Genomic DNA, 24,358 nt, shown 5'->3' on the forward strand with positions numbered 1-24,358 from the left:
TCATTTTCATTGGTAAGATTACTGTCCTTTCTGTGAACAATAACTGTTAATTCTTTTTATATGTTAACATGTTTGGTTAAAATTTACAACGGAGTTTCTTAGTCCAAATTAAATACAAAGAAATCCCGCATCCAACATATGGAACACGGGATTTTCCTGCATATTTTTATTATTTTACGATAACGCCATCCTCGTCCCAGAGGTCATGCCAGTCCCTGGCACCATGCCACAGAAATACCTGTCCTTTTACAAGACGGTTGCCTTTTTCCAGAGTTGCGATGGTTGCCATTTCTTTCTCTGTAAGGGGATCCTCTGTGACACATTTCAGGTTGCTTGCATAGTTGTGCACAGAGAACGGAATAGAGATCTCGCCTCTCTGATGTGCCCACTTCAGAGCGATCAGAGCCGGATGAACACCATGTGCCTTTGCGATCGCCTGCATCTCCGGAACCTCCAGATCCGCAACATCCTCCGGGCAGATATCTCTCTCCGGTCTGCGTGGAGAACCGATTGGCATATAGCCTACCGGCTGGATGTTATGCTCTACCAGATAATCATAAAGCTCCTGCTGCTGGAAGCATACATGAAGCTCAAGCTCACAGGTTGCAGGTTTGATCTTCATAAGCGGAAGAACTGCCTCAAGCTTCGGAATGGTCATATTGGAAATACCGATGTAACGGATCTTTCCTTTTTCTACCAACGCCTCACACTGGCGGTATGTATCCATAAACTCCTCCACACTGAAGGGTTTGGAATCCGGATTTCTGGAATCCACATCACATCCCGGTGCATGATAGTTCGGGAACGGCCAGTGGATGAAATACATATCCACATAATCGCACTGAAGATCCTTAATGCTCTTGTCACAGGCTTCCTCTACTCTTCTGTGCATGTCATTCCATACCTTTGTCATGATAAAAAGATCCTTACGCTCTACAACACCTTCGTCAAAAGCGTCCTTAAATACCTGGCCGATCTCATGCTCGTTTCCGTAGCATGCGGCACAGTCAAACATACGGTAGCCACTGCGGATCGCGCCTGCAACAGCTGCAGATACATCCTCTGCGGATACACGGTCGGAACCGAATGTTCCCATTCCGACACACGGAACCTGCTCGCCGGAAGGAAGTGTCACTTTCGGCACAATTGCCGGATTGATAACTTCTGCCATCTTTACATCTCCTTTTTTATAAAAATTTTCTTATTATAAGCTTATCTTATAAACGCCTGATCTCGATCTTCGGAAGAAGAGCCTCCATATCCTCCATCACAAAGAAGCCCGTTTCCTCGCGCATGGCTGCCGCCGCTGAGATCGCACTGGCTCTTTGCAGAGTCTCTTCCAGGGAAAGTCCCTCACTTAATCCAAGGGCAAAGCCTGCGATCATGGAATCTCCGCAGCCTACGGTATTCACCGCATCGATCTTCGGAACCACCGCACGGAAAATCCCTTCCTCTCCGACTGCCAGGGAACCATCTGCTCCAAGCGAGACCGCCACGATCTCCACACCACCGGCATGGATGGCTTTCGCTGCTTCAATGACATCGTTGATATCGTCACAATGCTTGCCTGTCAGCATACGGATCTCATCAATGTTAGGCTTGATCAGTGTCGGTGCTGCCTTGATTCCCTCTTCCAGAAGCTTGCCGCTGGTATCCAGGATCACCGGTTTTCCGGCGTCTTTCACAATCTTCACAAGGCGCTGGTAGGCACTTCCGTCAAGTCCCTTCGGCACGCTGCCGGACATCGCCACAACAGAAGCGTCTTTTACAAGCTGGCGGAATTTTTTCTCAAAGCCCTCAAAATCTGCCTCTGTCAGTGTAAATCCCGGCTCCAGGAATTCGGTCTGTACATGATTCACCTCATCCCAGATGTTGATACAGGAGCGGCTCTCCGCATCCACATGGTAAAAAGCGCTCTTAATGCCAAAAGGTTTCAGGGCAGCTTCTATATAATTGCCTGCGTGGCCGCCTACAAAGCCGGTGGCAACCACTTCAGCACCGTAAATGGACGCCGGCTTGGAAACATTCAGTCCCTTTCCGCCGGGAACGTAGGTACATTCACGCACACGGTTCACTTCGCCCACTTTAAAATCATCCACTACATAACGCTTGTCAATGGCAGCGTTTAAGGTTACTGTCAGGATCATATCAGTCTTCCTCATTGGAAAGAAGGATCTTTCCTTTTACAAGGCCCGGTGTCTTGAACAGCTGGAAAGCGTCCTGTGCCTGGCTCATCGGGATTTTCTTATAGATGAAGCCCGGGTCAAACTTCAGCTGGCCGGTTGCAAAATAATGCGCCGTCAGCTCCCACTCACGTCCCGGATACGGGGCACTGTAGGACATCCAGGAACCGGTAAGCTTGAACTCCTTACGGTTCATGTTCTCCCACTCCTTCGGTGTAAAGGTAAGGTTTTCATGAGGAGTACCAATGAAGCATACATGTGCCTTGTTTGCTGCAAGCTCAAATGCCATATGCATGGTAGGAACCTGTCCTGCTGTCTCAAATACGAAGCCGTAGCCCTTTCCACCTGTAATGGCCATGGCTTTTTCCATATATCCCTCTTCCTTTGTGTTGATGATCTCATCTGCGCCGAGACGCTTTGCAAGAGCAAGTCTCTCATCGCTGATATCAAAGACCACTACCTTCTTGGAGCCGAAGATCTTTGTCCACTGCATGGTGAACATACCAACTGTACCGCCGCCAAGGATTGCCACATACTCACCGCCGTGGTAATCGTTCTGGAATACACCGTGGATAGCTACGGTTGCAGGCTCAAACATGGCTCCCTGCTCATATGGAACATTGTCTGCGAATGGTACTGCATTCTGCTCAGGAACCACTACATAATCTGCGTTTGCTCCCTGCTCTCTGGAACCGATGAAGCTGTAATGCTTGCAGAGAGAGAAATTACCCTTCTGGCAGTCGTCACATTTCATACAGGGAAGAAGCGGTGCACCGGATACACGGTCGCCGACCTTCACCTTGGTAACGCCTTCTCCCACTTCCACCACATCGCCGGAAAATTCATGTCCAAGCACGATGGGATAAAAATGTACGCCGTGATTTAATACACGCGGGATATCAGATCCGCAGATCCCGGAATATCTTACCTTGATCTTCACATGGCCCGGTGTTACCTGAGGTTCTTCCACTTCCTGATATTGAACATCCTCATTTGCTACTACTACTGCTGCTTTCATGATCACTTTTCCTCCTCATTTCTCATCATAGGTTCAAGAGATTTATAGAGATTTAAATAGGTTTTATAGGTTTTCTCATAAACGTCCCGGTTTTCCGGGTTCGGTTCATGTCTTCTTGTTTCCTTTACCGTAAGACGGATGGCCTCATCATAATCCTGATACATTCCAACACCAACACCTGCCAGAATCGCTGCACCAAGTGTTGTTGCCGTATCAGAGGACGGCACTACGATGGGTTTTCCTGTGATATCGGATTTGATCTGTGTCCAGAGAAGAGAATTTGCAGAGCCTCCCATTGCGCGGAGAACTTCCACATCTGCTCCTGCTTCCTTTGCCACCTCAAGGTTGTGTTTCAGAGAAAGTGCTACGCCTTCCATACAGGCACGTACCATATGTCCCTTGGTCTTGGCAAAATCCAGTCCGTAGAATACGCCCTTCGCATTAGGATTCCAGATCGGGGAACGCTCACCGGACATATATGGAAGAAATACCACTCCGTCACTGCCTGGTGCGACTCTTTCCGCGATCTCATTGAGCTGATTCAGAGAAGAGCCTTTTTCCCCTGCTACAGAGCGCTCATAATCTGCAAACTCACGTTCAAACCAGCGCATGACACCACCACCTCCGGTGGTTCCTCCCTGAAGGAGCCACTGTCCCGGAACTACGTGATAGCCAAGGATCAGTCTGGGATCTGCCTTGTACTCATCCATGCAGATGCTCATTCCGCCGGCCTGTCCTCCCTGCTCCTGTGTCTCACCCGGATGGATCACTCCGGCCCCCAGTGTTCCGCATGCCGCATCCAGACCACCGGCAACAACCGGTGTTCCCACAGCAAGGCCGGATTCCTCCGCCGCCTTCTCTGTAACTGTTCCCACAACATGATCACAGGCACAGATCTCAGGAAGAAATTCCATGGGAATCCCAAGCTTTCTGCACATATCCTCATCCCAGGCTGCCTTTCTCATGTCAAAGCAATGCAGGCCATAGCCCTGGGAAACATCCTGGCTCATCACACCCGTCAGCTTATATGCGATGTAGCTGTTAGATTGCAGGATCTTGTGGATCCTTTGGTACACCTCCGGGAGATTTTCTTTATACCAGAGGATCTTTGCAGTTGTGTAGGACGGCTGAAGGGAATTACCGGATACTTCAAAAATCTGCTCTGCCCCGATCTCTTCATTCAGTCTGTCACAGATAGACTGTGCTCTGGTATCCATCCAGATCGGAGTGTTTGTCAGTACATTTCCGTCCTTATCCATGGCAATGGCTGACCAGCTCTGGCCGTCAATACCGATGCCTGCGATCTCCTCAGGTGCTATCCCCGCTTTTTGGATGGCCTTCTTTACCGCCTGACAGACAGCACTCCACCATTCTTCCGGATCCTGTTCTGCCCAGCCCTCCTTCGGATAGTAAACCGGATAATCGCCGTTGGCCGCAGCCACAACCGTTCCCGATTTTTCAAAAACCGCAACCTTACAGGCACTGGTGCCGATATCAATACCTAATAAATATGGTTTCATTATAGATTCTCCTTCTCGTCCAGCACACGGACGGATTTTCCCATGATGATTTCTGCGCCAAGCTTCTCCGTGATCGGTTCTGTTTCTTCACTTGCAGCCCCTTCCAGCCGTTTCAGCATGATTCCCGCCACTTCTCCGGCAATCCCCGGTGTAGGCTGTGCCACAATGGTAAGCTTGGGATTGCATGCTCTGGCAAACTGCAGATTGTCAAAACCAATCATAGACAGCTGTTCCGGGATCTTAAAACCCAGCTCATTCATCCCGATCACCGCCCCCATGGTCATCTCATAGTTGGTAACAAACACAGCCGTCATATCCGGATTGTCCGCAACAAGCTTCTCAATTCCCTGCACACCGCCCTGAATGGTATAATCGCCGTGATAGATCAGAGATTCCCGTACCGGTATATTTTCTTTTTCGTATGCATTGCGGTACCCCTGGAGACGTTCCTGAGCTGTGGAAATTTCCTCCGGTCCGCCAATGATCCCGATCTTACGGTGTCCTGCCTGAAAAAAAACTCTCATTGCGTCCTCGGCCGCCTTCTCGTTGTCTACAAGAACACTGTCACAGGAAAGCTCCCGGATCCTGCGGTCAATGAGTACGATGGGCTTTCCGGTTTTCTGGAATTTTTTCAGATGATTGCCTTCCGCATCCACCGGCATGCTGATGATCCCGTCCACACGCTTCCGGCTTAAAAACTCCACTGCATCCCGCTCCAGTCTCTTATCGGTACGGCAGTCACAGACAATAGTCGCATATCCGTGACTCCTTAAGACATCCTCCATTCCTGTGATGATCTCCGCGCAAAAGGTATTGTTAAGCTCCGGGATCACCACGCCGATGGTCTTGGTAGCATTAGTCTTAAGCCCTCTGGCCACCTCATTGACCTCATAATGCAGCTCCTGAATGGCCTCCTCGATCTTTATTCTGTTTTTTTCTCTTACGTTTCCGCCGTTAAAATAAGAAGAAATCGTTGCGAGCCCAAGTCCGGTCCGCCTGGCAATATCTTTCATGGTTGCTGCCATACTGATCACTCCGTTTCTGTTTTTTTACAGAAGATCATTCTGCCTTTCCATCACAGCCGCAAACCTTCATACGCGCCTCAACCAGCTCCTTCACTGCCTGGATCGCTTTCTTTCCGTAGGCCTTCGGGTCGATGGTGTTCTCATTCTCTGTAAAGGTCTCCTTCACTGCCCTGGAATATGCAGCACGAAGCTCTGTTGCAAAGTTAACCTTGCAGATACCACGTTTTACACAGTCGCTGACATCCTCATCACTGAGTCCGGATGCCCCGTGAAGAACAAGGGGGATATCTACGACTTCGCGGATCTCGCTTAAGCGTTCCTTGTCAAGAACCGGTGTTCCCACATAGAAACCATGTGCGGTTCCGATGGCAACTGCCAGAGAAGTAACACCTGTACGCTCCACGAATTCCTTCGCCTCCTGCGGGTCGGTGTTAGTGTCTGCCTCAGCCTCAAGATCATCCTCTTTACCACCGACCTTACCGAGCTCAGCCTCACATGGGATATCCAGGGCTGCTGCCACATCCGCAACTCTCCTGGTCTCTCTGATATTATCCTCAAAATCCAGCTTGGAACCATCGATCATCACAGAGGTATAGCCTGCATGCATTGCCTGCATCGCAAGCTCAAAGCTGCTGCCATGGTCAAGATGAAGGCATACCGGAACGGAAGCCTTGGCTGCCTCTGCTGCTACGATCGCAGCGTAAGTCTCAACCGTACCATATTTAACAGTAGAAGGTGTTGTCTGGATCATAACCGGTGCTTTCAGCTCCTCAGCTGCCTGGATGATTGCCTTCACCATCTCCATATTCTCTGCGTTGAATGCTCCTACTGCATATCCGCCCTTCTGTGCCTTTAACAGCATTTCCTTCGATGTAACCAGTGGCATAATCTTCTCCTCCTTGGAATCATAATCATTGTGTTTGTTTTGTATTATTTTCTCATTTGGTTCAGAAACCGAAACGTTTCTGTTTGAGTTCATCATAGCGCTCCATACGTTTTCTGTCAACCATAAAATTTTCATCATTTACAGGAAAATATTCCCTTGAAAAGAAGACCAAATACCGTTAGATTAATTAATAAGAGTTCTAAAGCCTGTGGCCGGGCAGGTCTGTCTGATACTACCGGCGTCATAACAGTTTCGGAAATCCATGTATCCTGTTCTGATCACCTGAGCCTGATGCTGTAATTTCCGAAATGCTGTAAGTACACAATGATCTTAGGAGGATATAAACTATGTTAAAAGGAATTCCAGAAATCTTATCACCAGAATTACTGAAGGTTTTATGTGAGATGGGACACAGTGACCGTCTTGTTATCGCTGACGGAAACTTCCCTGTAGAATCCATGGGAAAAAATGCCATCACCATCCGTTGTGACGGACATGGCGTTCCGGAGATCCTGGATGCCATCCTGAAGCTCTTCCCGCTGGATACTTATGTAGAGCATCCGGTAAACCTGATGGAAGTAATGCCTGGCGATAATGTGGAGACACCGATCTGGGATACATATAAAGAAATCGTTTCCAAGCATGACGAGCGTGGCGAAAAAGCCGTCGGAAACATCGAGCGTTTCGCATTCTATGACGAAGCAAAAACTGCATACTGCATCATCTCCACAAGTGAGAAAGCACTTTATGCCAACATCATGCTCCAGAAAGGCGTTGTGATCAACAACGACTGATCTTTTTTTGAACTGCCTGATATAATCATATATAATACACATATTCAACCAAAATATAAAATGCCCGGATCTGGATTGAAACATTCCAGATCCGGGCATTTTATATTTTGACACGTTTATCTCTTTGCTGCTTTTGCGGCATATCCTCCGCAGAGTACTTTTCCACCGGAGGTTTTTATCCCTGCACGCACCGCATAGTAATACGTTGTTCCCTTTTTTGCGGTCTTATCCTCAAAGGAGGAGCTGCTGCCTCCGGAAACTGTACTGATCTTTTTCCATGAACCCTTTCCGGTCTTACGGTAGATCTGATAGCAATCTGCTTTCTTCTGCGCTTTCCAGCAGATCTTCAGACCCCTGGAGGTCTTCCTGACACTGGATATCTTCTGAAGTTCCGGATAGGACAGGATATAGCTGCTTGCCTGATATCCTCCTAAAACTTTTTTCCCGTCTACATTCTTATAGGGCCTTACAGCATAAGCGTAGGAGGTGATTCCTTCAATCTCCGTATCCTGCCAGGACAATCCTTTGTTGTTAACGGTTCCGATCCGAACCCAGCTTTTCCCCTGGAGCTTCCGGTAGATATGATAGCCACTGGCTCCGGAAACCTTCTTCCAGGATACCCTGTTACATGGTCCGCTGACAGCTTCAGCCACTGCACGGACCTTCCCCAGCTCCGCTTTTGCTGAGAACGGCGAAGATGCGGCTCCATAAACAGTCTTTTTTCCGGAGCGTACATAAGAAGCCCGGATCCGATACGTATAAGTGCTTCCTGTTTTCACTGCAGTATCCTGCCAGGTCACTACATCTGCTGCCACGGTTGCCATTTTTTTTGAATTTCCGCTTTCATCCCAGCGATAGATAGCATAACGATTGCAGCCGGGAACTGCTTTCCAGGAGATCCGAATCCTGTTAAATGCGCCGGAAACCAATTTTACACCTGTCGTCTGACGAAGCTTCACCGTAACCTTACATGTAGCCCGGATCCCCCTGGCATTTTTTCCGTAGCAGGTTATGGTTGCTGTTCCCGGATTTTTTGCAGTAACAACGCCGCTTCCATTTACAGCAGCCACACTGGTATCTGAGCTTTCCCAGACAATGCCGGAAGCAGCCATCTCGGATCTGGTAGCCGAGGCATTCAGTGTTTTCTGATCTCCGGAATACAGATCTATCTCAGAGGAAGAAAGCTGCATCCTGGCAGCGCTGCTCAGAGTCCTGGTATGCGCCTTGATCCTCGGAGTTACCGATGGATTAAATTCAACTGCATCCATCCAGGTATCCTCCGCATTATATCGCAGAAAGCTCTGACCGGATACGATAGACGGAGAAAAGCTGCACCAGCCATAACTGACCTCTGCCTCCACACAGTATTTTATATATGTGCTTCCTGCATTTGTCACCACAATAGAATACAGACTGTTCTGGCTGAGCAGAACCTCCGGGATCTGAAAGGTCATAACCCCAGCCATCGGCTGACTGCAGGAAACCGGTGTGGAATATGCCGGTGTTCCACTGGTAGGGTCACTGGCATCCTTCAAATTTGTGTATACCTGCACAGTATAGGAATTATTGGCAGACATGGAGCTGAGAGTCACCTCGCCAAGCGATTCCGCTTTTCCGTTTCCTGCACTGGCACGAAAAACCGTAGACAGCTGTTCCCCTGCATACATGCGGATAGAACCAAGGCCCGACGTTCCGTCATAAAAATAATTGTTGCTATATTTCGGTGTATTGACAGCCGTAGCCGCAACCAGCTCACTGACAGACTTATCCTCATAGGACATATAAAAATATCCGGATTTTCCCCAGCCTGTACCCCAGCTGTTCTTAACGATCCAGGCTCCGTCTCCCTTTACCTTGGAAGATGCCCGGAAATTCTTCGCAGAATAATTGTCATCCCACCCCACCACTGTAACTACATGATTCACGTTCTTGGTGCTGGTAGGATAGGAATAGGCCGCTGTACTTGCATTGTAATAGGCATTCTGTGCATTATACATCACAGTAACTGAATTATTTGCAACCAGAAGCTTCTTCATGGCATTTACGGAATAATCGGAAAAATAGGAATTTTTCAGATAAGCAGCTGCATTGTACGCCTTGGATGCCGCCGGAGTCACACCGGTTTTCTGTGTATGCGTGGAATCTGTAGCCAGAGGCACATCCCCTTCTGTTGTCATTCCGGACCAGGTGCTCAGAAACATGGAAGCCAGAAGATCATTTCCGCCCTCATGATAATCTGCGTTTCCTTTATCATCTGTCCCCATATGCTTATTGACATCCCCGTAGGTATTTCCAAGCGGGTCATTCTTTCTGTTTGCAAAAAAATACGCCAGATGCTCTTCCGACAGATCATAAGTTCCAAGGCCCTGGGTCAGAAACGAAGTTTCCAGAAGAGAGGCCATTCCAAATGCCCAGCACATACCGTAGGGCTCCTGATTCTTTACGGAAGTAACATATCCCTGATCCGCTGCATTATAATAGGACGGATAGGCCGCAGCTCTTCCCATCGGTACCTCATCCACATCATTTCCGATCTCCACGGCGGTGGAATAAGAGGTCAGATTATCAAAGGGTGCCAGCTGTTCCTGCTCCTCTTCCTCCGTAAGCGGACGGCCCTTGATATATTCGATGCCGGACTCACCACTGTCTGAGGCATCCCCGAAGCTCTCCTCACCGTCGCCAAAGGTATCCTCCTGGGAATCCTTCTCCTGGGAATCAGAAGACAATCCTTCTGATGTTTCGGGAGTTTCTGTATCCTCCCCTGAACTCTGCAAGGCAATATCCTCTGTCTGTTCATCCGGGATACCGGTGTTCTCTGTGGTATTCCCTGTGGTATTCCCTGTGGTATTCTCTGCGGTATTCTCTGCGGTGTTCTCTGTGGTATTCCCTTCTGCGGTCTCCGTCGTATCCTCTGCTTCCGCCGACTGCGTCTGTGTATCTTCTGACCATTCTTCATTGAAGCCTTCCGCAGAATCACTGAAGCCTTCCACATCGGCTGCCATGACCGGAACCTGGCTGCCCGCAACTGCCACACACAGAAGAAGCGGCAGTAATTTCTTCCTGACAAGCTGTAATCTCTTCACAAAATTCTCCACTTTTCTTATATTGATCTGGTTTATCTGTTAACGTTTCTTCAAATGATAACCCAGAATTCCGATTACTGCAAGTACTGTTGCGATCCCGATCCAGATAAACGGACTTTTATACCAGGAATTTTCTTCTTTAAAGGATGTCGCAGCTGTGCCATTGACCGGCTTGGTGACAGCTTCTTCCGCATAGTCTCCACCTTCTGTTGTTCCATCCGCTGCAGGCGGTCCCTGGACCTCGCCTCTCTGAGCCTGAGAGCTACCTGTGCTGGCCGACGCTGCAGGTGGCCCCTGAACCTCGCCTCTCTGAGCCTGAGATTCATCTGTGCTGGCCATCCCTGCAGACGTTCCCTGTCCTTCGCCATTCTGAGCCTGAGAGCTGCCTGTGCTGGCCGTCCCTGCAGACGTTCCCTGTCCTTCGCCGGCTGCGGAATTCTGCGTATCGGATGCGTCTCCCTGATTCACTGCAGAAGTCTCTTTCTCCGTGCTCTCTGCGATTCCGGCCTTCGCCAGCTCCGCATCCTTTGAGGGCCGCAGCTCCTCCAGCGGCACATAACCGTATCTGCCATTATACTTTGTATATCCCCAGGTCTCACCATTCTTCTCTGTCTCCCCTTCGATATGCAGGACAGTACCATCCCTTATCGTCTTATCATTGAGCTTTTCACCTTTTCCGTCGGTGGACGGATAGATATCCACACCAACTCCACCGGAATCCACCGTCATATAATAATCTGTGGTATCCGCCGGAGCTTCCACCTTCACCACAACCGACTTGTCCGCATACACCGGAACACTCATACTCAGCGCCAGCATTCCTGCCAGAAGCACACCTTTGCACCTTTTCATTGCTCTTTCCTCCCTCCAAAAATCTCACTGCCATTCTATGCATAAAATCCCCTTATATTTCTCTTTTGCCTTGGCTCCGAAATATAAGAGGATCTTATCATTTGTTATATCCAGTATCTTTTTTATGCAAGCTCCCGCTCACACATATCCAGCGCAGAAGCGATCACCGCATCCATGTCATAATATTTATATTCGCCAAGACGGCCGCCGAAGATCACCTTCGGTTCCTTCTCTGCAAGCTCCTTATACTGTCCGTAAAGCGCTCCGTTCTTCTCATCATTGACCGGATAATACGGCTCATCTCCAGGCTTCCACTCGGAACTGTATTCCCGGCTGATCACCGTTTTCGGAAGATCATTCCCCTCCTCATCCTTTCCGAACTCAAACCATTTATGCTCGATGATACGGGTCCATGGAGTCTCCACATCCGTATAATTCACTGCTGCATTTCCCTGGAAATTAGGTTTATCCAGTGTTTCATTCTCAAAACGCACAGAACGATACTCCAGAGTTCCCAGCTTATAGTCAAAATACGCGTCGATGGCACCTGTGTAGATCACCTTCTCCGCCATTGCATCGTACTGCTCTTTTTTCTCCAGATAATCCTCATTCAGCCGTACCTCGATACCGTCCAGCAGATTGGCAACCATCTTCGTATAACCACCCACCGGGATTCCCTGGTACAACGCATTGAAATAGTTATTGTCAAAGGTCAGACGCACCGGAAGCCTCTTGATGATAAAAGCTGGAAGCTCCGTACATGGACGTCCCCACTGCTTCTCCGTATATCCCTTGATCAGCTTCTCATAAATATCCGTACCTACAAGGCTGATAGCCTGTTCCTCCAGATTCGAGGGTTCCGTGATCCCTGCTGCCTGCCGCTGCTCCTCGATCTTTGCCGCAGCCTCCTCCGGAGTCACCACGCCCCACATCCGGTTAAAGGTATACATATTAAACGGAAGACTGTACAGCTCCCCGTGATAATTGGCAACCGGACTGTTGGTAAAACGATTGAAGGTGGCAAACCGGGTAATATAATCCCAGACCTTCTTATTATTGGTATGGAAAATATGTGCACCGTATTTATGCACGTTGATTCCTTCCACCTTCTCTGTATATACATTTCCCGCAATATGCGGACGCTTGTCGATCACAAGCACTGACTTCCCGGCACGCTTCGCCTCCTGTGCAAAAACCGCACCGTAAAGACCGGCACCTACGATAAGATAATCGTACATTGATTTCATTCTCCCTGTTCTTTCATTGATGCTGTTATTTTAACACCGGAAAAGGGCAGCTGGCAAGAAGCCACTGTAAAATCCCGGTAAATCTTATGTAAGAATGTTATCAAACAGCTCTCCGCAAGCTGCAAAAATGATAAAAAGCTCCAAGCATGCCCGCATCATTCCGATGTCGGGCAAATGCGATCCTTGTATGCTCCGCCATACCGGGAACAAGATATTTTTTCAGGGCATTTTCTATTTTTCCCTTCAGAAAATCCTCCTGCGCCATGATCCCGCCGCCAAGCACAACGACCTCCGGATCGATCACATAGCAAATATTTGCGATCCCCCTGCCCAGAACATCCGTCATCTCATCAATTGCCCGAATACAGAGCCTATCTCCCCTTCCGGCTTCCTCAAAGACATGGCGGCCATCCCATTTTTCCTGCGGCTCACCCTTCCACTGTGCGACCTTTTTGGTCAGCGTACTGGCCGCTCCCAGGGTCTGGAAATCACTGTCTCCCATATGCATATAGCCAACCTCACATGCACTGTTCCCAAACCCGCGAAAAACCTTTCCGTCGATCACAATGCAGCCGCCGATCCCTGTTCCCACCGTAAGGATCAGGGCAATGCGGCTTCCCTTTGCCGCACCGGAGCTGTATTCCGCAAGCCCCGCACAGTTTACATCATTTTCTACCTCACACGGAATGTGAAACCTTTCTTCCAGAATTTTTTTGTACTGGATTCCTGCATAGTTAGGTATCAACGGCGACGCATAAAAAATAGAGCCCTCTTTTGTATCCACCATACCGGCTGTCGAAATACAGATGCCGGAAACTTTATTCTGTGTCCGTGTGAGCAGATCTTCCACTATTCCAATAACCTTTTTAAGAATTTCCGGTCCACCCTTTTCTGCTTCCGTTTTTGTCGATCCCTTAAAAATGATCTCAGCGCTGTCACTGATCAGGCCATACTTGATGGCTGTACCGCCAATATCAAGACTGATATACGTTTTCATCCTGTGATCCTCATTTACACTCTCATCCGTCATTTTCGTTCCATTTCTTCAACAAATGATCTCGTGATCAGCTGTGGCCTTGTGATGATCGAGCCCACCACAACGCTGTAAGCTCCCAGCTCGATCACATGCTTCGCTTTTTCCGGTGTATTGATATTCCCCTCTGCGATCACCTTATGTTTTGCTTTCGCCACGATTTCTCTTAAAATTGCAAAATCATCCGCTTCGATCTTAGAGCCCTTGCTCTGCTCCGTATAACCAACCATCGTCGTTCCTATAAAATCAAATCCCAGCTCATCTGCATAAAGTGCCTCTTCTACTGTAGAACAGTCCGCCATCCACAGCTGATCCGGGTATCTTTCCTTTACCTCATGGAAAAATTCCTCCAGGGTTTTATTTCCGGGTCTTTTTGAGATCGTTGCATCCATCGCTATGATCTCCGGCTTTACCTCCATCAGTTCCTCGATCTCTTTCATAGTTGGCGTAATGTAAACCTCACTGTCCGCATAATCCCTCTTCACGATCCCGATGACCGGAAGATCCACCTGCGACTGTATCTCCCGGATATCCTCTTTGGTATTTGCCCGTATCCCGCATGCTCCGCCGATTTTTGCTGCCAAAGCCATTCTTCCCATAATAAATGAAGAATGCAGCGGCTCCTCCGGCAGCGCCTGACAGGATACGATCAGCTTCCCCTCCAGATTTGCTATCTTCTGATCCATTTTTGTCCTTCCCCCACGTTTCTGTTGATGAAACAATGATACCATGAAACCGTTTTTCCGTAAAGTTTGCAACCACATAAATCCACAGCACCAGACCAGCAATTATTACTGTTCACTGGTAATGTCCCGCTAGGTGTTTTTTGTGAGCGAAGGTCACAGAAAACCCGAGACATACCGCGCGAATTTATGCGATCAGCATATCTGTCATTTATGATCTTTTTATAAAATATCAGAGCTCCACTTCTCAAACACCCCGATGTATGATACCCTGTAACTGGATCAGATGATAAAACTATTCTGATCACATAAACAGATCGAAGGTGGTGAAACCTATGGGTACAAAGGATACCATCACCAAAGATTACATGGCTGACAACCGCGTTTTTGCGGATGTGTTCAACCATATGCTGTACAAAGGAAAAAACATCATAGACCCTGACACTCTTCATCCACTGGATACCACAGCTCTCGCTGTCCCCTACGGATCCGGCACTTCAGAAGTTCCTGTCCGGAAATTCTGGGACGAATTCAAATCTCTTAATGTTATGCATGGTGACTCAAGAATTTATCTTCTCCTTGGGATTGAGAACCAGTCGAAACAGCACTTTGCAACGCAAGTGCAAAGCAATTGCGTTCATGAGCATGTAGCAAAGCGGAATGCGAACGTCCGCTTTTTCGCCGGTCAAGAACATGGTCTATGATGCATTAGAATACGCAGGGCAGGTGGAAAATTCCGCCAGATCACACAGAGAAGCAAAGCAATGGCCTTCCACATCCGGAGAATATCTCACCGGTTTCTACAAAAATGACCGGCTCATCCCTGTCATAACCGTAGTCTTATACTTCGGTTCCGATACCTGGAACGCTCCCAGGAGCCTCCACGAAATGCACTCTGTCCAGGACCCCGAGATCCTGTCTATGGTCCCGGATTACCGGATCAATCTCTTCTCACCTGCCGAGATAAAGGATGAAGAACTTGACAAACTCCAGAGCAATCTCAAAGAAGTCATGCTCTTCATCAAATATTCCAAAGATAAACGGAAGCTTCAGGAGCTTACATCACAGACCCCCGGCTTCCGCTCACTCGAGTTCAAAGCCGCCCGGGTCATTGACTCCATAACTGGTATCAACTTACGTTTCACAGAAACAGAAGGGAGGGTTAATATGTGTCAGGCTGTTCAGGAAATGTGCGATGATGCGCGTGCCGAAGGCCGTACTGCCGGACTTGCGGAAGGCCGTACAGAAGGCCGCACAGAAGGCCGCACAGAAGGCCTTCAGGAACAAGCTATGCTGACAGCACAGCGTATGCTTCAGGATTCAAGATTCTCCCCTGAAGACATCTCCAGATTTTCAGGCCTTTCTCTTGAAGACGTGCTGAAATTACAGAAGAAATAGCTTGTATTGGAAATGCTCAGATCCTTTGTGGGGGATCTGAGCATTTTGCTATTTTACAATACTGGCGGATAATACTCTGGTTCCGTTTTCTTCAAATACTCCTCCATCATTTCTTTCAATTTTTTAGGCGTTTGCGAAACGCCACAGCCCGCATAAAATCGGGCTTTTTTCTTTGATAAAACAGAACAACTCCTCACAGGTTTGTGGTAAAATTTAAGTGACCAAACAAAAATCAACCATATCCACCTGAAAGGAGTTGTACCTATATGATACCATACAATCAGCTTTCTTTGGCAGATATTTTTTCAGATTGTCAGGAAATTTATGAATCCGACAAACCTCAGTTTCTGTCTCTCTTACAACAGCACATTGACCTTGATGAAATTGTTCCCACTTCCTTCCGGAAGCACTTCTATGCATCAACGGGAAGAACCCGTAAATACCCTTTGAATGCTTTTTTATGGGCACTTATCATTCAGCGTATTTTTTCAATCCCTACTGATTCCCTGCTCCTTGTTTTCCTTCAGTATTCCTGGCATCTCCGTGAATTCTGTGGTTTCAACAAGGTTCCGGATGCCTCTAAAATCACCCGTTTCAAGCAGGATTTTCTCGAAGATCTACAGGCTGTTTTTAACCACCTTGTTGATCTTACGGAACCAATCTGTCAGGCAATCGATTCCTCCAGAGCTGCTATGGCCATCTTTGATTCCTCTGGCATAGAGGCCTGGGTTACAGAAAACAATCCTAAATATGCCAACCACATCATCAGACAGCTAAAATCATACGCAAAAGCCATGCATTTTGATAAGAACTATGACCCTTACAAAGCTGCTTACGGTTCCATGCCTTCCCATGCCGCCGCAAATCCCGATATCAAACAGCTTTTCATTGATGGGCATTTTTGTTATGCCTACAAATTTGGCATTGTCACAAATGGTTTGGGCATTGTCCGGCATATTGACTTCTATAACAAGGATTTTTTTGAAAAGCATCCTGAGATTATTCTTGAAAAGAAGTCCGATTCCCCAGATGAAGATAAATCGGTCCATGATGCCAGGCTACTCATCCCTACTTTACAGGATCTGTTTGCTGCACATCCCCTCATCAACCCAAATACTTTTTTAGGAGATGCCGCCTTTGACTCCGCGAAACTTTATAAAGAGCTTCTTTCAGGAGACACCTTTGGCAGAGATACTGACGGCAATGGCCTTCACTTTCAAAAGGCCTACATCCCATTAAATTCCCGTTCCGGATTGGAAAACAATGACTATTCAGTAAATGAAAATGGGATTCCCTGTTGTCCGAATGATCGTTCCCTTCCTATGAAACATGAAGGGACCAGCAAACGGAAGAACGGTATTGTACGCTATAAATTCATCTGTCCAAAAGTCAAATGGGAAAAGAATCCTTCCACAGGAAAATATCACCGTGTCTGTCACTGTGACTCTTCCTGCACATCTTCACCATGTGGAAGAATGGTATACCTTTACCCTGAAAAAGACTTACGTACTTATCCCGGCACTGTGCGCGGGACTGAGGAATGGAACGATACATATAAGATCAGAACCACTGTAGAACGCTCCATTAACCACTTCAAAGACAGCTTTGAGATTGCCGCCCGCAAAACGCAAAATGAGAAAACACTTCATGCCGATCTGATCCTGGCTGGCATCACACAGCTTATCGGAGTGATTCTCGCTGATAAGATCAAACAGCATCAGTACATCCGTAGTCTTAAACCCTTAATTGCATAGAACTTACTATTCTTTAAACAGGATTTTTCATTTCCCTCTATAAGTGCGCCCATTTCCTGTTCTATTCCAACTTATATCATTATCCACCCTGTTTTTCCGTGCTTTTCAATCCCAGATATTCTAAAACCCTAAGTTTCAGCACTATTTGGGCTCATATCACGAACCTGTTTCGCAATTACCTATTCTTTCAATTTTTCTATAATGCTATCATCCTTCCCAACTGAGATTCACATCCTCAGTTACGGCACATATTACCGCACACTTCTGTACATAGCAACCTATTTTTTGCGGTCTTTTGGACGGCCCATCTTCTCCTTTACCTTGTCCGGCACATCGATCAGTCCGAACCGATAGAACATTCCGTATATGTAGGTCACTCCCCGGATATCGCCCAGAGCTTTAGAACAATCAACCACATCCTCTTTAACATTCTTCAGTGCCAGCAGTACTAAACTCCATGCCAGGCTTTTACTGTTCTCCCGGCGGTCGATCCAGAGTTCTTTTGTGTATTCGCCGTTCCTGCCTTTTCGTATTTCATAGGTAAAGGGTAAGCCAGAATAAGTTTTGAATTTTACTCCAGCATAGGCCAGAACCACTCCCCAGAAGTTCTCTTCTATCGGATCAATCCTCCACCGCTTCATCGCTTTGTATCTCCGCTGCCGCTCTGCTCCGACACTGATCTTCTCTTTTTCTGCTGTACTTGGAAAGTACACACCTTTTTTATAAGGCAGGTACAAAGTGACGGAGGCTTTGGAGAGTTGAAGAGTATTTGCAGTTGAGAGTATAGATGTTTTGTAGTCCTGTGTTTCTCGATATTCTTCAAAAGTGTTTTTTACTTTTTCCGCCACTTCAGATTCATACACACCAGCCGTGATGAGCAGCTTCCGTACCTTGATAGGATTAAGGGCTAGAGCATCGGCGATGGATTGGAGAGAGCAATCCTCCTCATAAAGCGCCACAGCACTTTCCATCTGCTCTTTCAGATTTTTCCCGGCATCGTACTCCGGCTTCAGCTTCTACCGGCCACCACCGGGCTTTCTGGTTTTCTTCATTTTACTCATGCAACTCCAGCGGCAGTCCATCCGGATCGTGGAAGAAAGTCATCTTCTTGCCAGTGTAATCATCCACGCGGATTGGCTCACATTCAATCCCGACCTCTGCCAACTCATTCACTGTCTGCTCCACGCTATCAACGCAGAACGCAAGGTGACGCAGGCCACAGGCCTCTGGACGGTTTACACGCTTCGGAGGATTTTCCTCAGCGAAAATCTCCAGCTCTGTGGATTCATTGACACGAAGATCCAGCTTCCAGTCCTTGCACTCCAGGCGGTAGTTTTCTCTGATGACAGAGAAGCCCAGTTTGTTTACATAAAAATTCTTTGCAGCTTCGTAGTCAGATACGATGATTGCGATGTGGTGTATTTTTGATAAGTTCATTTTTTCACGCTCCATTTCTTTAAATTTTGTCCTTCTTTTATTTTCGTTATAAACTATACGACAACCTTCAAAAAATACCGTGTGAACTCCTGGAGTTCAGTTTGTCCACACGGCATTCATTTTTTGTCTTGGAGTTCTTGTTTATTTCAGTTTTTCGAGGATCTCGTCCGCACTCATCCCGCTTGCCAGCAACTTGCTATCAGTGCATTAAGGTATGCCGATAAAAGCAGCGCGAGCACATTAAGGAGAGATTATGAAAACAACATTACTTATCATGGCAGCCGATTTGGAACAGGAATTAAACAGTTGGAGCCAGTGAATGATGCCGGACATCGCATCATGGACTACTCAATCCATGATGCGATTGAAGCTGGTTTCAACCATGTGGTATTTATTATCCGTAAGGATATCGAGAAGGAGTTCAAAGAGGTCATTGGTGACCGAATTGCTTCTATCTGCTCCGCTCACAATGTAACTGTGGACTACGCATTTCAGGATATCAACGATATTCCGGGAGAACTTCCGGCAGGCCGGACAAAGCCGTGCCTCTGCGTTGGCGGCCTTCTCAGATTCCGACAGCCCGGAGAATGCCACACGGCAGTCCGCAAGGATGGCGTTCAGGCTTCTCATGCTGCCATCTGCGTTGCTGGTCGCAATCGTGACCTCACCGATGTTCTTGCCCACAAAGGTCAATTCACCGGAAAGGTTGTTCATGATGGTACGAAGGGAAGTACCAGCCTGTGAAGCCTTGATACCACTGTTTGCCATCAAACCGATGGCTTCTGCGGTATCCTCTGCCGAGAACCCCAGTGCACCGGCGATAGGTGCGCAGTACTTGAACGTCTCGCCCATCATGGAGACATTGGTGTTCGCATTGGAGGAAACGGCTGCAAGAATATCTGCAAAATGCCCGGAATCCGCAGCAGATAAGCCGAAAGCAGTAAGAGCATCGGTTACGATATCCGAAGTCGTAGCGAGGTCTTCACCCGAAGCCGCCGCGAGGTTCATGATACCTTCGATGCCGTTCAGCATATCCCCTGTTTTCCATCCAGCCATGGCCATGTATTCCATCGCCGAAGCTGCCTCAGATGCAGAGAATTTGGTCTTCGCACCCATCTCACGGGCTTTTGCACGAAGCTGGTCAAAGTCATCCCCTGTTGCGCCGGAAATGGCAGAGACCTTACTCATCTCGGAATCGAAATCGGCTGCGGTCTTCACTGCGGCAGCACCAAGACCGGTCACTGCTGCGGTCACCGGCAGGAACTTCTTACCGACATTCTCCACAGAAGATCCAATGTTCTGGAGCTTTTCTCCGGCTTCATCAATCTTAGCAAGAGTCGCATTTGTCGTTGCCGCCTGGTCCTGTAAGGATCGCAGATTCTGTTCGGTCTCCACGATCTCACGCTGGAGGGCATCGTACTGCTGCTGGGTGATCTCACCGTTGGCAAGCTGCTCATTGGCCTGCTGTGCGGCAGTCTTCAGAGTTGCCAGTTTTTCCTTGGTATCTTCAATGGCATCCTTCAGCATCTTCTGCTTCTGGACGACCAGTTCTGTATTGGATGGATCCAGTTTCAGGAGTTTGTTGACATCCTTCAGTCCGGACTGCGTCCCCTTGATTGACTTGTTTACACTTTCCAGTGCTTTGGAGAGCTTTGTGGTATCGCCGCCGATCTCAACGGTGATGCCCTGGATTCTGGATGCCATTTGCGTAACCACCTCCTCGCAGGCATGAAAAAAGCCCATCTGCACAGGGCAGACAGGCAGAAAATAATCTGAAATTTACAATTCTGTCGTTGCTAAGCGACAGAAAAAGAGCTATACTTAAATTGAGGAATTATACTCAAAGGAGGTATGCTCTATGAGTGGATATAATATTGACATTGCCGATATGCAGTGCTGGGTCTTTCGGATGGCTCAATCCAAATGGAAAATGTCTCCCAGCGACTGCGCAGAATTGTTTAAGAAATACGACATTCTCGGATTTATCGCTGACTGCTATGACATTCTTCATTTGAATAGCTACGAATGTGCTTTGCATGATGTTGAAACCCTGCTCAAGAATCGAGGTGTTACCGTATGATAGGACTTGAAGATGGAATGTTGCTCTACCACGGAAGTTATGTCAGTATTCCTGACATCGACTTAAACCGCTGTATGGGTGGTCTCGATTTTGGTCGTGGTTTCTACTTAACCTCATCTTATGAACAAGCATATAACTATGTCCAGCTTTCTGTTCGCAAGGCAAAACACATCGGTGCTGTTCCAAAAAACTTTGATCCAGCTGATGGACAAATATCCGTCTACAAATTTCACTATGACCCAAACATTCTCGCTTACTTTTTTCAAGAACCCAGTATCGAATGGCTGCATTTTGTAGCGGCCAATCGAAAGAAAGACCTCTTTCCTCAGCTTCTGAAAAAATACAGCGTAATTGATATCATCGGTGGAAAGATTGCCGACGATCAGACAGCCCGTACCCTTCAGATTTATATCAGCGGTGAAGGTGCTGGTGAGCCTGGAACTCCAAAAGCAGACAAAGAAACGATTGAAAAACTTTTACCAAACCGTCTCAAGGATCAATTTTGTTTCAGAACTCAGGATGCCGTCGAACATCTTGAATTTGTAAGGAGTGACCGCTATGGCGACATCAAATTGTGATAATGCTATAAACTATAAATCTACAGATTCTCAAAAGGAATGCTGCGCAGTAATTGCGATGCGCGAAGCTGTAGAAACTCTTGCTACACGAGAAAAGATATCTTACGAGGAAGCTCTTCTTCGTTTCACAAGTTCTCGTGCATATGAAGCCCTCTTTGATTTTGACACAGAGATTTGGAAAGAAGGCTCTGATTATCTGCTGAGTCTTTATGACTACTGCACTTCCAAAAGGACTGCTTAAAAGATAAGTACACTAGGAGGTGGTTTTATGAACGAGGTTGTCATCGATGATTCACAACGCGAAATGTGCGCCGTACTCGTTATGCGCACTATGCTCACAGACTACTGTGATGATACCGGTGTTTCCTTCAACGACGTATTTTTTCGCTTTGTAACCTCTCCCGCATACAAAATGCTATTTGACTATTCCACCGGACTCTGGATGGAAGGTCCAGACTATCTTCGAGAGGTTTTCGAAGATGTCGTTAATCCTGCATCAGATTTCAACTTTTCTAAAGAAGACATCGCTCGCATCAAGAAATCCGTTCAGGAACTAAAAGCTGGTCATGGAACTGTTCATGATTTGATTGAAATACCTGACTAAAAATTGCCAGACGATTGTGCTTATTTCATTCGTAATATAAGCACGGTCGTCTGTTTTTCTTTCAGAATCTATCGCTAGAAGACATCCATGTCGTGTTGAGATGCCAGCTCTTTGTACGGATAGTCGTCGTTCTGCCGCTCCGTGAACATATCATTGACCAACCCGATGGTCAGCAGGTCGAGGTCGGCGATACTGATACCGAGCTGTACACAACGCAGCAGAAAGAGCGGGGTGGTCATTTCCCGCTCACTTTTTCGAGGTTTTTTCTGGATTCCACTTCCGTCTGCACATTCAGGCCCCACAGTTCGATCAGCTGGGGCAAGATCTGGTAGATGGAGAAGGTGTTGAACTGGTCCAGGAACTCCTCCGGGCTGTCCGGCACCTTTGCCGGATCAGCATGACGGGCCATCAGCCATGCCAGGTCCTCGAACATCTCCAGACTGAACAGGTCGAGTTTGGAATTATCCTCATCATTTTCACCCACGCTCTTTTCCAGCTGGCGCAGGTCTTTGTAAATGTCACGACCGAACTTGATGCGGTACAGGCGGGGTACAGCGGCACTTGCCTTAAAGGTGACTTCCTTGCCATCGATCTCGATTTTCTTTGTAACTGCCATAATCGTAATCCTCCAAAATTTCATGTAAAATTGGCAGAGCCGAAGCCCTGCGGTGTATGTCGGTCACTTAGCCCTGCGGCTCCTCGGTGTGACTGGTGTCTTCGGTGTCCACAGCTTCTGCCTGCGGCTCGTAGACCGCATCGTACCACTTGTTATAGACATCATCGGTGGTGTTGGTGCCGGTCTTTGCCTTAACATAACCGTTTGCCAGAGGGGTTGCCTGCAGGTTCAGGGTGTCCGTCTTGACTTCCTTACTGTCCTCATTGGTCTCACCCTCGATGGACGGACGGCTTGCCACACAGTTGTACAGCACATGACGGATGTGGCGCTGGTCGCCATCGAACTCGAACAGGAAGGCGAAATGCTCCAGTTCCACATTAGCGTTCTCAGCAAGCACGCCGTTGCCATCCAGCTCCTCGTGCATGATGTCCGTGAGGAAGCTCTCCGGGATCAGTGCGATTTCCAGATCACCCTCGTAGCCGGAGTTGTTATTCACGACATAGTAGGCGATATTGTCCGCATAGAACGGTTCAATCTCGCCATTGGCATCCATAGAAAGACTGACTGCACCGGGGATGCGGACCGGCTTCGCATAGGTGACACTGCCATCTTCGTCAAAGGTCGCCTTTGCATAATGGCAGTTTTTCAGGCCAAATTTGACCTTATTGCTTTTCTTCGACATAGTGTTCCTCCCATAAAAATATCCCGCATGAGCATCACACGGTCAGCTCATACAGGACTTCATACATTTTTTCGGTTTCGATCCAGACCTCGCTTTTCTCATAGTAGAGTTCGTGTGCGGTCAGGACTTCTTCAATAGTTGCTTCCATATCCGGGTCTTTGTAATCGGTGTACACCTCGATGTCCAGCCGGTTGAAATGGTGGTACACAAGGTTATCTGCGCCGAAATTCTCGGCTTTCGGATACAGTAAGCAGATAAACGGTGGATCAGGACTCTCCCCTTCTGCGAAATGGTCATACGCATAAGGAAGCCCCATTTCCTCCACCAGAGCTTTTACTTCTTCGTGGGTCATTGGTTTCTCCTCACTTCAGTGCCTTTTCGATAAGGGACTGGAGCTGCTCGATACCGGCCTGTTCTGCCGGAGCAATATGGGGTCTTCCTGCCACACGACCGCCGCCGCGCTTGGCATGACCCTTTTCCAGCAGATGTGCCAGCTGATAGCGGTTCTTGGAATGCACTGGTGATGGAGTAACGCACACCAGCCTGTGCAGCAAGGTTGACGACCACAAACGGCTTGTACTTCTCGAACAGCTCCGTGATCAGTGCCTTATCAGCGATGTTACCTTTTACAAAAGTGAATGTGGGATACTTGGTCAGCTCATTCAGACGGAACTCTTTCAGTGCAACATCGTAGTAGGCATTCATATTGTCGATGCCGATTACCGTAGCAGAAGGAGCCTCCTGATAGATTCGTTTCACAAGGTTAGAACCGATGAAGCCGGCTGCACCTGTGAGTGAACTACTCGGCAACTTAGTTACCAGAGCATCTGAAATCTGGCGGGATACCGCCTTTTTTCAGGGTGCGTCCATGACACCAATACTGCT

At 47.8% G+C, this 24,358-nt stretch carries 24 protein-coding genes and 5 pseudogenes; 9 read left to right on the forward strand and 20 right to left on the reverse strand.

Going from position 1 to position 24,358, the window contains the following annotated elements:
• Window positions 1–169: 169 nt before the first annotated feature.
• The 6 genes from ACTNDQ_RS11170 to ACTNDQ_RS11195 are packed head-to-tail and all read right to left on the reverse strand — an operon-like array spanning window position 170 to window position 6,632.
• A complete protein-coding gene (locus ACTNDQ_RS11170; RefSeq protein ID WP_015527305.1) occupies window positions 170–1,171 on the reverse strand; it encodes an aldo/keto reductase in 1,002 nt (333 codons plus the stop codon).
• Window positions 1,172–1,217: 46 nt separating this feature from the next.
• Window positions 1,218–2,147: a 1-phosphofructokinase gene (pfkB, locus tag ACTNDQ_RS11175; protein WP_288245274.1), complete on the reverse strand. Its 930-nt coding sequence runs from the start codon at window positions 2,145–2,147 to the stop codon at window positions 1,218–1,220.
• Window position 2,148: 1 nt separating this feature from the next.
• Window positions 2,149–3,201, reverse strand: a complete 1,053-nt coding sequence (locus ACTNDQ_RS11180) for a galactitol-1-phosphate 5-dehydrogenase (RefSeq protein WP_237971851.1) — start codon at window positions 3,199–3,201, stop codon at window positions 2,149–2,151.
• 2 nt (window positions 3,202–3,203) lie between these two features.
• The gene (gene xylB / locus ACTNDQ_RS11185; protein WP_278795720.1) at window positions 3,204–4,721 is read right to left on the reverse strand and encodes a xylulokinase; all 1,518 of its coding nucleotides are present in this window, start codon (window positions 4,719–4,721) and stop codon (window positions 3,204–3,206) included.
• Window positions 4,721–5,746: a LacI family DNA-binding transcriptional regulator gene (locus ACTNDQ_RS11190; protein WP_441064622.1), complete on the reverse strand. Its 1,026-nt coding sequence runs from the start codon at window positions 5,744–5,746 to the stop codon at window positions 4,721–4,723. The genes xylB and ACTNDQ_RS11190 overlap by 1 nt, the downstream gene beginning before the upstream one ends.
• Before the next feature lie 34 nt (window positions 5,747–5,780).
• Complete coding sequence (locus tag ACTNDQ_RS11195) at window positions 5,781–6,632, reverse strand: class II fructose-bisphosphate aldolase (protein ID WP_441064623.1); 852 nt, start codon at window positions 6,630–6,632, stop codon at window positions 5,781–5,783.
• A 347-nt stretch (window positions 6,633–6,979) separates the two neighbouring features.
• Here ACTNDQ_RS11195 and ACTNDQ_RS11200 point away from each other — a divergent pair, with 347 nt between their 5' ends.
• Entirely contained in the window at window positions 6,980–7,426 is a 447-nt protein-coding gene (locus ACTNDQ_RS11200) for an RbsD/FucU family protein (RefSeq protein WP_015527311.1), read from the forward strand.
• A gap of 116 nt (window positions 7,427–7,542) precedes the next feature.
• Here the strand turns inward: ACTNDQ_RS11200 and ACTNDQ_RS11205 are convergent, their stop codons facing one another.
• The 5 genes from ACTNDQ_RS11205 to ACTNDQ_RS11225 all read right to left on the reverse strand — a co-directional run bounded on the left by ACTNDQ_RS11205 (window position 7,543) and on the right by ACTNDQ_RS11225 (window position 14,327).
• Window positions 7,543–10,509, reverse strand: coding sequence for a C1 family peptidase (locus tag ACTNDQ_RS11205; RefSeq protein ID WP_441064624.1), 2,967 nt, complete (start codon window positions 10,507–10,509; stop codon window positions 7,543–7,545).
• A 39-nt stretch (window positions 10,510–10,548) separates the two neighbouring features.
• Window positions 10,549–11,361 (reverse strand): hypothetical protein, encoded by an 813-nt coding sequence (locus tag ACTNDQ_RS11210; protein WP_441064625.1) that lies wholly within the window; start codon window positions 11,359–11,361, stop codon window positions 10,549–10,551.
• A 122-nt stretch (window positions 11,362–11,483) separates the two neighbouring features.
• Entirely contained in the window at window positions 11,484–12,599 is a 1,116-nt protein-coding gene (glf, locus tag ACTNDQ_RS11215; protein WP_059086081.1) for a UDP-galactopyranose mutase, read from the reverse strand.
• Between the two features lie 109 nt (window positions 12,600–12,708).
• The gene (locus ACTNDQ_RS11220; RefSeq protein WP_441064626.1) at window positions 12,709–13,605 is read right to left on the reverse strand and encodes an ROK family protein; all 897 of its coding nucleotides are present in this window, start codon (window positions 13,603–13,605) and stop codon (window positions 12,709–12,711) included.
• 29 nt (window positions 13,606–13,634) lie between these two features.
• Window positions 13,635–14,327, reverse strand: coding sequence for an N-acetylmannosamine-6-phosphate 2-epimerase (locus ACTNDQ_RS11225; RefSeq protein WP_441064627.1), 693 nt, complete (start codon window positions 14,325–14,327; stop codon window positions 13,635–13,637).
• 332 nt (window positions 14,328–14,659) lie between these two features.
• On the opposite strand from ACTNDQ_RS11225, the gene ACTNDQ_RS11230 reads away from it, so the two are divergent.
• The 3 genes and pseudogenes from ACTNDQ_RS11230 to ACTNDQ_RS11240 all read left to right on the forward strand — a co-directional run bounded on the left by ACTNDQ_RS11230 (window position 14,660) and on the right by ACTNDQ_RS11240 (window position 17,381).
• Window positions 14,660–15,028, forward strand: coding sequence for a hypothetical protein (locus ACTNDQ_RS11230; RefSeq protein ID WP_441064628.1), 369 nt, complete (start codon window positions 14,660–14,662; stop codon window positions 15,026–15,028).
• On the forward strand, window positions 15,018–15,722 hold the full coding sequence (locus ACTNDQ_RS11235) for an Rpn family recombination-promoting nuclease/putative transposase (protein ID WP_279199406.1): 705 nt from the start codon (window positions 15,018–15,020) through the stop codon (window positions 15,720–15,722). Before ACTNDQ_RS11230 ends, ACTNDQ_RS11235 begins: the two co-directional genes overlap by 11 nt.
• A 266-nt stretch (window positions 15,723–15,988) precedes the next feature.
• Window positions 15,989–17,381: pseudogene (locus ACTNDQ_RS11240) on the forward strand (transposase).
• 373 nt (window positions 17,382–17,754) lie between these two features.
• On the opposite strand, the gene ACTNDQ_RS11245 reads toward ACTNDQ_RS11240, so the two are convergent.
• Window positions 17,755–18,435 carry a hypothetical protein gene (locus ACTNDQ_RS11245; RefSeq protein WP_441064629.1) on the reverse strand — a complete coding sequence of 227 codons (681 nt, stop codon included), beginning with the start codon at window positions 18,433–18,435 and terminating at the stop codon, window positions 17,755–17,757.
• A gap of 94 nt (window positions 18,436–18,529) precedes the next feature.
• On the reverse strand, window positions 18,530–18,913 hold the full coding sequence (gene gloA2 / locus ACTNDQ_RS11250; RefSeq protein WP_441064630.1) for an SMU1112c/YaeR family gloxylase I-like metalloprotein: 384 nt from the start codon (window positions 18,911–18,913) through the stop codon (window positions 18,530–18,532).
• A 264-nt stretch (window positions 18,914–19,177) separates the two neighbouring features.
• On the opposite strand from gloA2, the pseudogene ACTNDQ_RS11255 reads away from it, so the two are divergent.
• Window positions 19,178–19,456 (forward strand): annotated as a pseudogene (locus ACTNDQ_RS11255) (nucleotidyltransferase); the annotation flags it as partial.
• 18 nt (window positions 19,457–19,474) lie between these two features.
• On the opposite strand, the pseudogene ACTNDQ_RS11260 reads toward ACTNDQ_RS11255, so the two are convergent.
• Window positions 19,475–20,656: pseudogene (locus ACTNDQ_RS11260) on the reverse strand (phage tail tape measure protein); the annotation flags it as partial.
• A gap of 115 nt (window positions 20,657–20,771) precedes the next feature.
• On the opposite strand from ACTNDQ_RS11260, the gene ACTNDQ_RS11265 reads away from it, so the two are divergent.
• The 4 genes from ACTNDQ_RS11265 to ACTNDQ_RS11280 are packed head-to-tail and all read left to right on the forward strand — an operon-like array spanning window position 20,772 to window position 22,175.
• A complete protein-coding gene (locus tag ACTNDQ_RS11265) occupies window positions 20,772–20,993 on the forward strand; it encodes a DUF3791 domain-containing protein (protein WP_107000209.1) in 222 nt (73 codons plus the stop codon).
• Window positions 20,990–21,571: a DUF3990 domain-containing protein gene (locus ACTNDQ_RS11270; protein WP_107000210.1), complete on the forward strand. Its 582-nt coding sequence runs from the start codon at window positions 20,990–20,992 to the stop codon at window positions 21,569–21,571. The genes ACTNDQ_RS11265 and ACTNDQ_RS11270 overlap by 4 nt, the downstream gene beginning before the upstream one ends.
• Window positions 21,552–21,812 carry a hypothetical protein gene (locus ACTNDQ_RS11275; RefSeq protein ID WP_441064631.1) on the forward strand — a complete coding sequence of 87 codons (261 nt, stop codon included), beginning with the start codon at window positions 21,552–21,554 and terminating at the stop codon, window positions 21,810–21,812. Before ACTNDQ_RS11270 ends, ACTNDQ_RS11275 begins: the two co-directional genes overlap by 20 nt.
• A gap of 27 nt (window positions 21,813–21,839) precedes the next feature.
• On the forward strand, window positions 21,840–22,175 hold the full coding sequence (locus ACTNDQ_RS11280; RefSeq protein ID WP_441064632.1) for a hypothetical protein: 336 nt from the start codon (window positions 21,840–21,842) through the stop codon (window positions 22,173–22,175).
• Between the two features lie 74 nt (window positions 22,176–22,249).
• On the opposite strand, the gene ACTNDQ_RS11285 is transcribed toward ACTNDQ_RS11280, so the two are convergent.
• From ACTNDQ_RS11285 to ACTNDQ_RS11310, 6 genes and pseudogenes are all read right to left on the reverse strand, one after another.
• Complete coding sequence (locus ACTNDQ_RS11285; RefSeq protein WP_173702803.1) at window positions 22,250–22,414, reverse strand: hypothetical protein; 165 nt, start codon at window positions 22,412–22,414, stop codon at window positions 22,250–22,252.
• On the reverse strand, window positions 22,411–22,791 hold the full coding sequence (locus ACTNDQ_RS11290) for a hypothetical protein (RefSeq protein ID WP_441064633.1): 381 nt from the start codon (window positions 22,789–22,791) through the stop codon (window positions 22,411–22,413). The genes ACTNDQ_RS11285 and ACTNDQ_RS11290 overlap by 4 nt, the downstream gene beginning before the upstream one ends.
• A gap of 67 nt (window positions 22,792–22,858) precedes the next feature.
• On the reverse strand, window positions 22,859–23,473 hold the full coding sequence (locus ACTNDQ_RS11295; RefSeq protein WP_118524258.1) for a major tail protein: 615 nt from the start codon (window positions 23,471–23,473) through the stop codon (window positions 22,859–22,861).
• Window positions 23,474–23,507: 34 nt separating this feature from the next.
• Window positions 23,508–23,825: a hypothetical protein gene (locus ACTNDQ_RS11300; protein ID WP_441064634.1), complete on the reverse strand. Its 318-nt coding sequence runs from the start codon at window positions 23,823–23,825 to the stop codon at window positions 23,508–23,510.
• Between the two features lie 10 nt (window positions 23,826–23,835).
• Window positions 23,836–23,991, reverse strand: a pseudogene (locus ACTNDQ_RS11305) (HK97 gp10 family phage protein); the annotation flags it as partial.
• A gap of 55 nt (window positions 23,992–24,046) precedes the next feature.
• Window positions 24,047–24,232: pseudogene (locus ACTNDQ_RS11310) on the reverse strand (protein CapI); the annotation flags it as partial.
• Between the last annotated feature and the right edge of the window lie 126 nt (window positions 24,233–24,358).

The organism is Blautia massiliensis (ex Liu et al. 2021) (assembly GCF_052064225.1).
Classification (GTDB): domain Bacteria; phylum Bacillota; class Clostridia; order Lachnospirales; family Lachnospiraceae; genus Blautia_A; species Blautia_A fusiformis.

What these genes read in the sequence shown, in the direction of transcription:
- ACTNDQ_RS11180 (WP_237971851.1), bottom strand. Translation starts at nt 3,201, where the DNA reads ATGAAAGCAGCAGTAGTAGTAGCAAATGAGGATGTTCAATATCAGGAA.
- ACTNDQ_RS11210 (WP_441064625.1), bottom strand. Translation starts at nt 11,361, where the DNA reads ATGAAAAGGTGCAAAGGTGTGCTTCTGGCAGGAATGCTGGCGCTGAGT.
- ACTNDQ_RS11235 (WP_279199406.1), top strand. Translation starts at nt 15,018, where the DNA reads ATGGTCTATGATGCATTAGAATACGCAGGGCAGGTGGAAAATTCCGCC.
- ACTNDQ_RS11225 (WP_441064627.1), bottom strand. Translation starts at nt 14,327, where the DNA reads ATGGATCAGAAGATAGCAAATCTGGAGGGGAAGCTGATCGTATCCTGT.
- ACTNDQ_RS11300 (WP_441064634.1), bottom strand. Translation starts at nt 23,825, where the DNA reads ATGACCCACGAAGAAGTAAAAGCTCTGGTGGAGGAAATGGGGCTTCCT.
- pfkB (WP_288245274.1), bottom strand. Translation starts at nt 2,147, where the DNA reads ATGATCCTGACAGTAACCTTAAACGCTGCCATTGACAAGCGTTATGTA.
- ACTNDQ_RS11220 (WP_441064626.1), bottom strand. Translation starts at nt 13,605, where the DNA reads ATGAAAACGTATATCAGTCTTGATATTGGCGGTACAGCCATCAAGTAT.
- ACTNDQ_RS11230 (WP_441064628.1), top strand. Translation starts at nt 14,660, where the DNA reads ATGGGTACAAAGGATACCATCACCAAAGATTACATGGCTGACAACCGC.
- ACTNDQ_RS11265 (WP_107000209.1), top strand. Translation starts at nt 20,772, where the DNA reads ATGAGTGGATATAATATTGACATTGCCGATATGCAGTGCTGGGTCTTT.
- ACTNDQ_RS11270 (WP_107000210.1), top strand. Translation starts at nt 20,990, where the DNA reads ATGATAGGACTTGAAGATGGAATGTTGCTCTACCACGGAAGTTATGTC.
- ACTNDQ_RS11170 (WP_015527305.1), bottom strand. Translation starts at nt 1,171, where the DNA reads ATGGCAGAAGTTATCAATCCGGCAATTGTGCCGAAAGTGACACTTCCT.
- ACTNDQ_RS11190 (WP_441064622.1), bottom strand. Translation starts at nt 5,746, where the DNA reads ATGGCAGCAACCATGAAAGATATTGCCAGGCGGACCGGACTTGGGCTC.
- ACTNDQ_RS11200 (WP_015527311.1), top strand. Translation starts at nt 6,980, where the DNA reads ATGTTAAAAGGAATTCCAGAAATCTTATCACCAGAATTACTGAAGGTT.
- glf (WP_059086081.1), bottom strand. Translation starts at nt 12,599, where the DNA reads ATGTACGATTATCTTATCGTAGGTGCCGGTCTTTACGGTGCGGTTTTT.
- ACTNDQ_RS11195 (WP_441064623.1), bottom strand. Translation starts at nt 6,632, where the DNA reads ATGCCACTGGTTACATCGAAGGAAATGCTGTTAAAGGCACAGAAGGGC.
- ACTNDQ_RS11275 (WP_441064631.1), top strand. Translation starts at nt 21,552, where the DNA reads ATGGCGACATCAAATTGTGATAATGCTATAAACTATAAATCTACAGAT.
- ACTNDQ_RS11285 (WP_173702803.1), bottom strand. Translation starts at nt 22,414, where the DNA reads ATGACCACCCCGCTCTTTCTGCTGCGTTGTGTACAGCTCGGTATCAGT.
- ACTNDQ_RS11295 (WP_118524258.1), bottom strand. Translation starts at nt 23,473, where the DNA reads ATGTCGAAGAAAAGCAATAAGGTCAAATTTGGCCTGAAAAACTGCCAT.
- xylB (WP_278795720.1), bottom strand. Translation starts at nt 4,721, where the DNA reads ATGAAACCATATTTATTAGGTATTGATATCGGCACCAGTGCCTGTAAG.
- ACTNDQ_RS11290 (WP_441064633.1), bottom strand. Translation starts at nt 22,791, where the DNA reads ATGGCAGTTACAAAGAAAATCGAGATCGATGGCAAGGAAGTCACCTTT.
- ACTNDQ_RS11280 (WP_441064632.1), top strand. Translation starts at nt 21,840, where the DNA reads ATGAACGAGGTTGTCATCGATGATTCACAACGCGAAATGTGCGCCGTA.
- gloA2 (WP_441064630.1), bottom strand. Translation starts at nt 18,913, where the DNA reads ATGAACTTATCAAAAATACACCACATCGCAATCATCGTATCTGACTAC.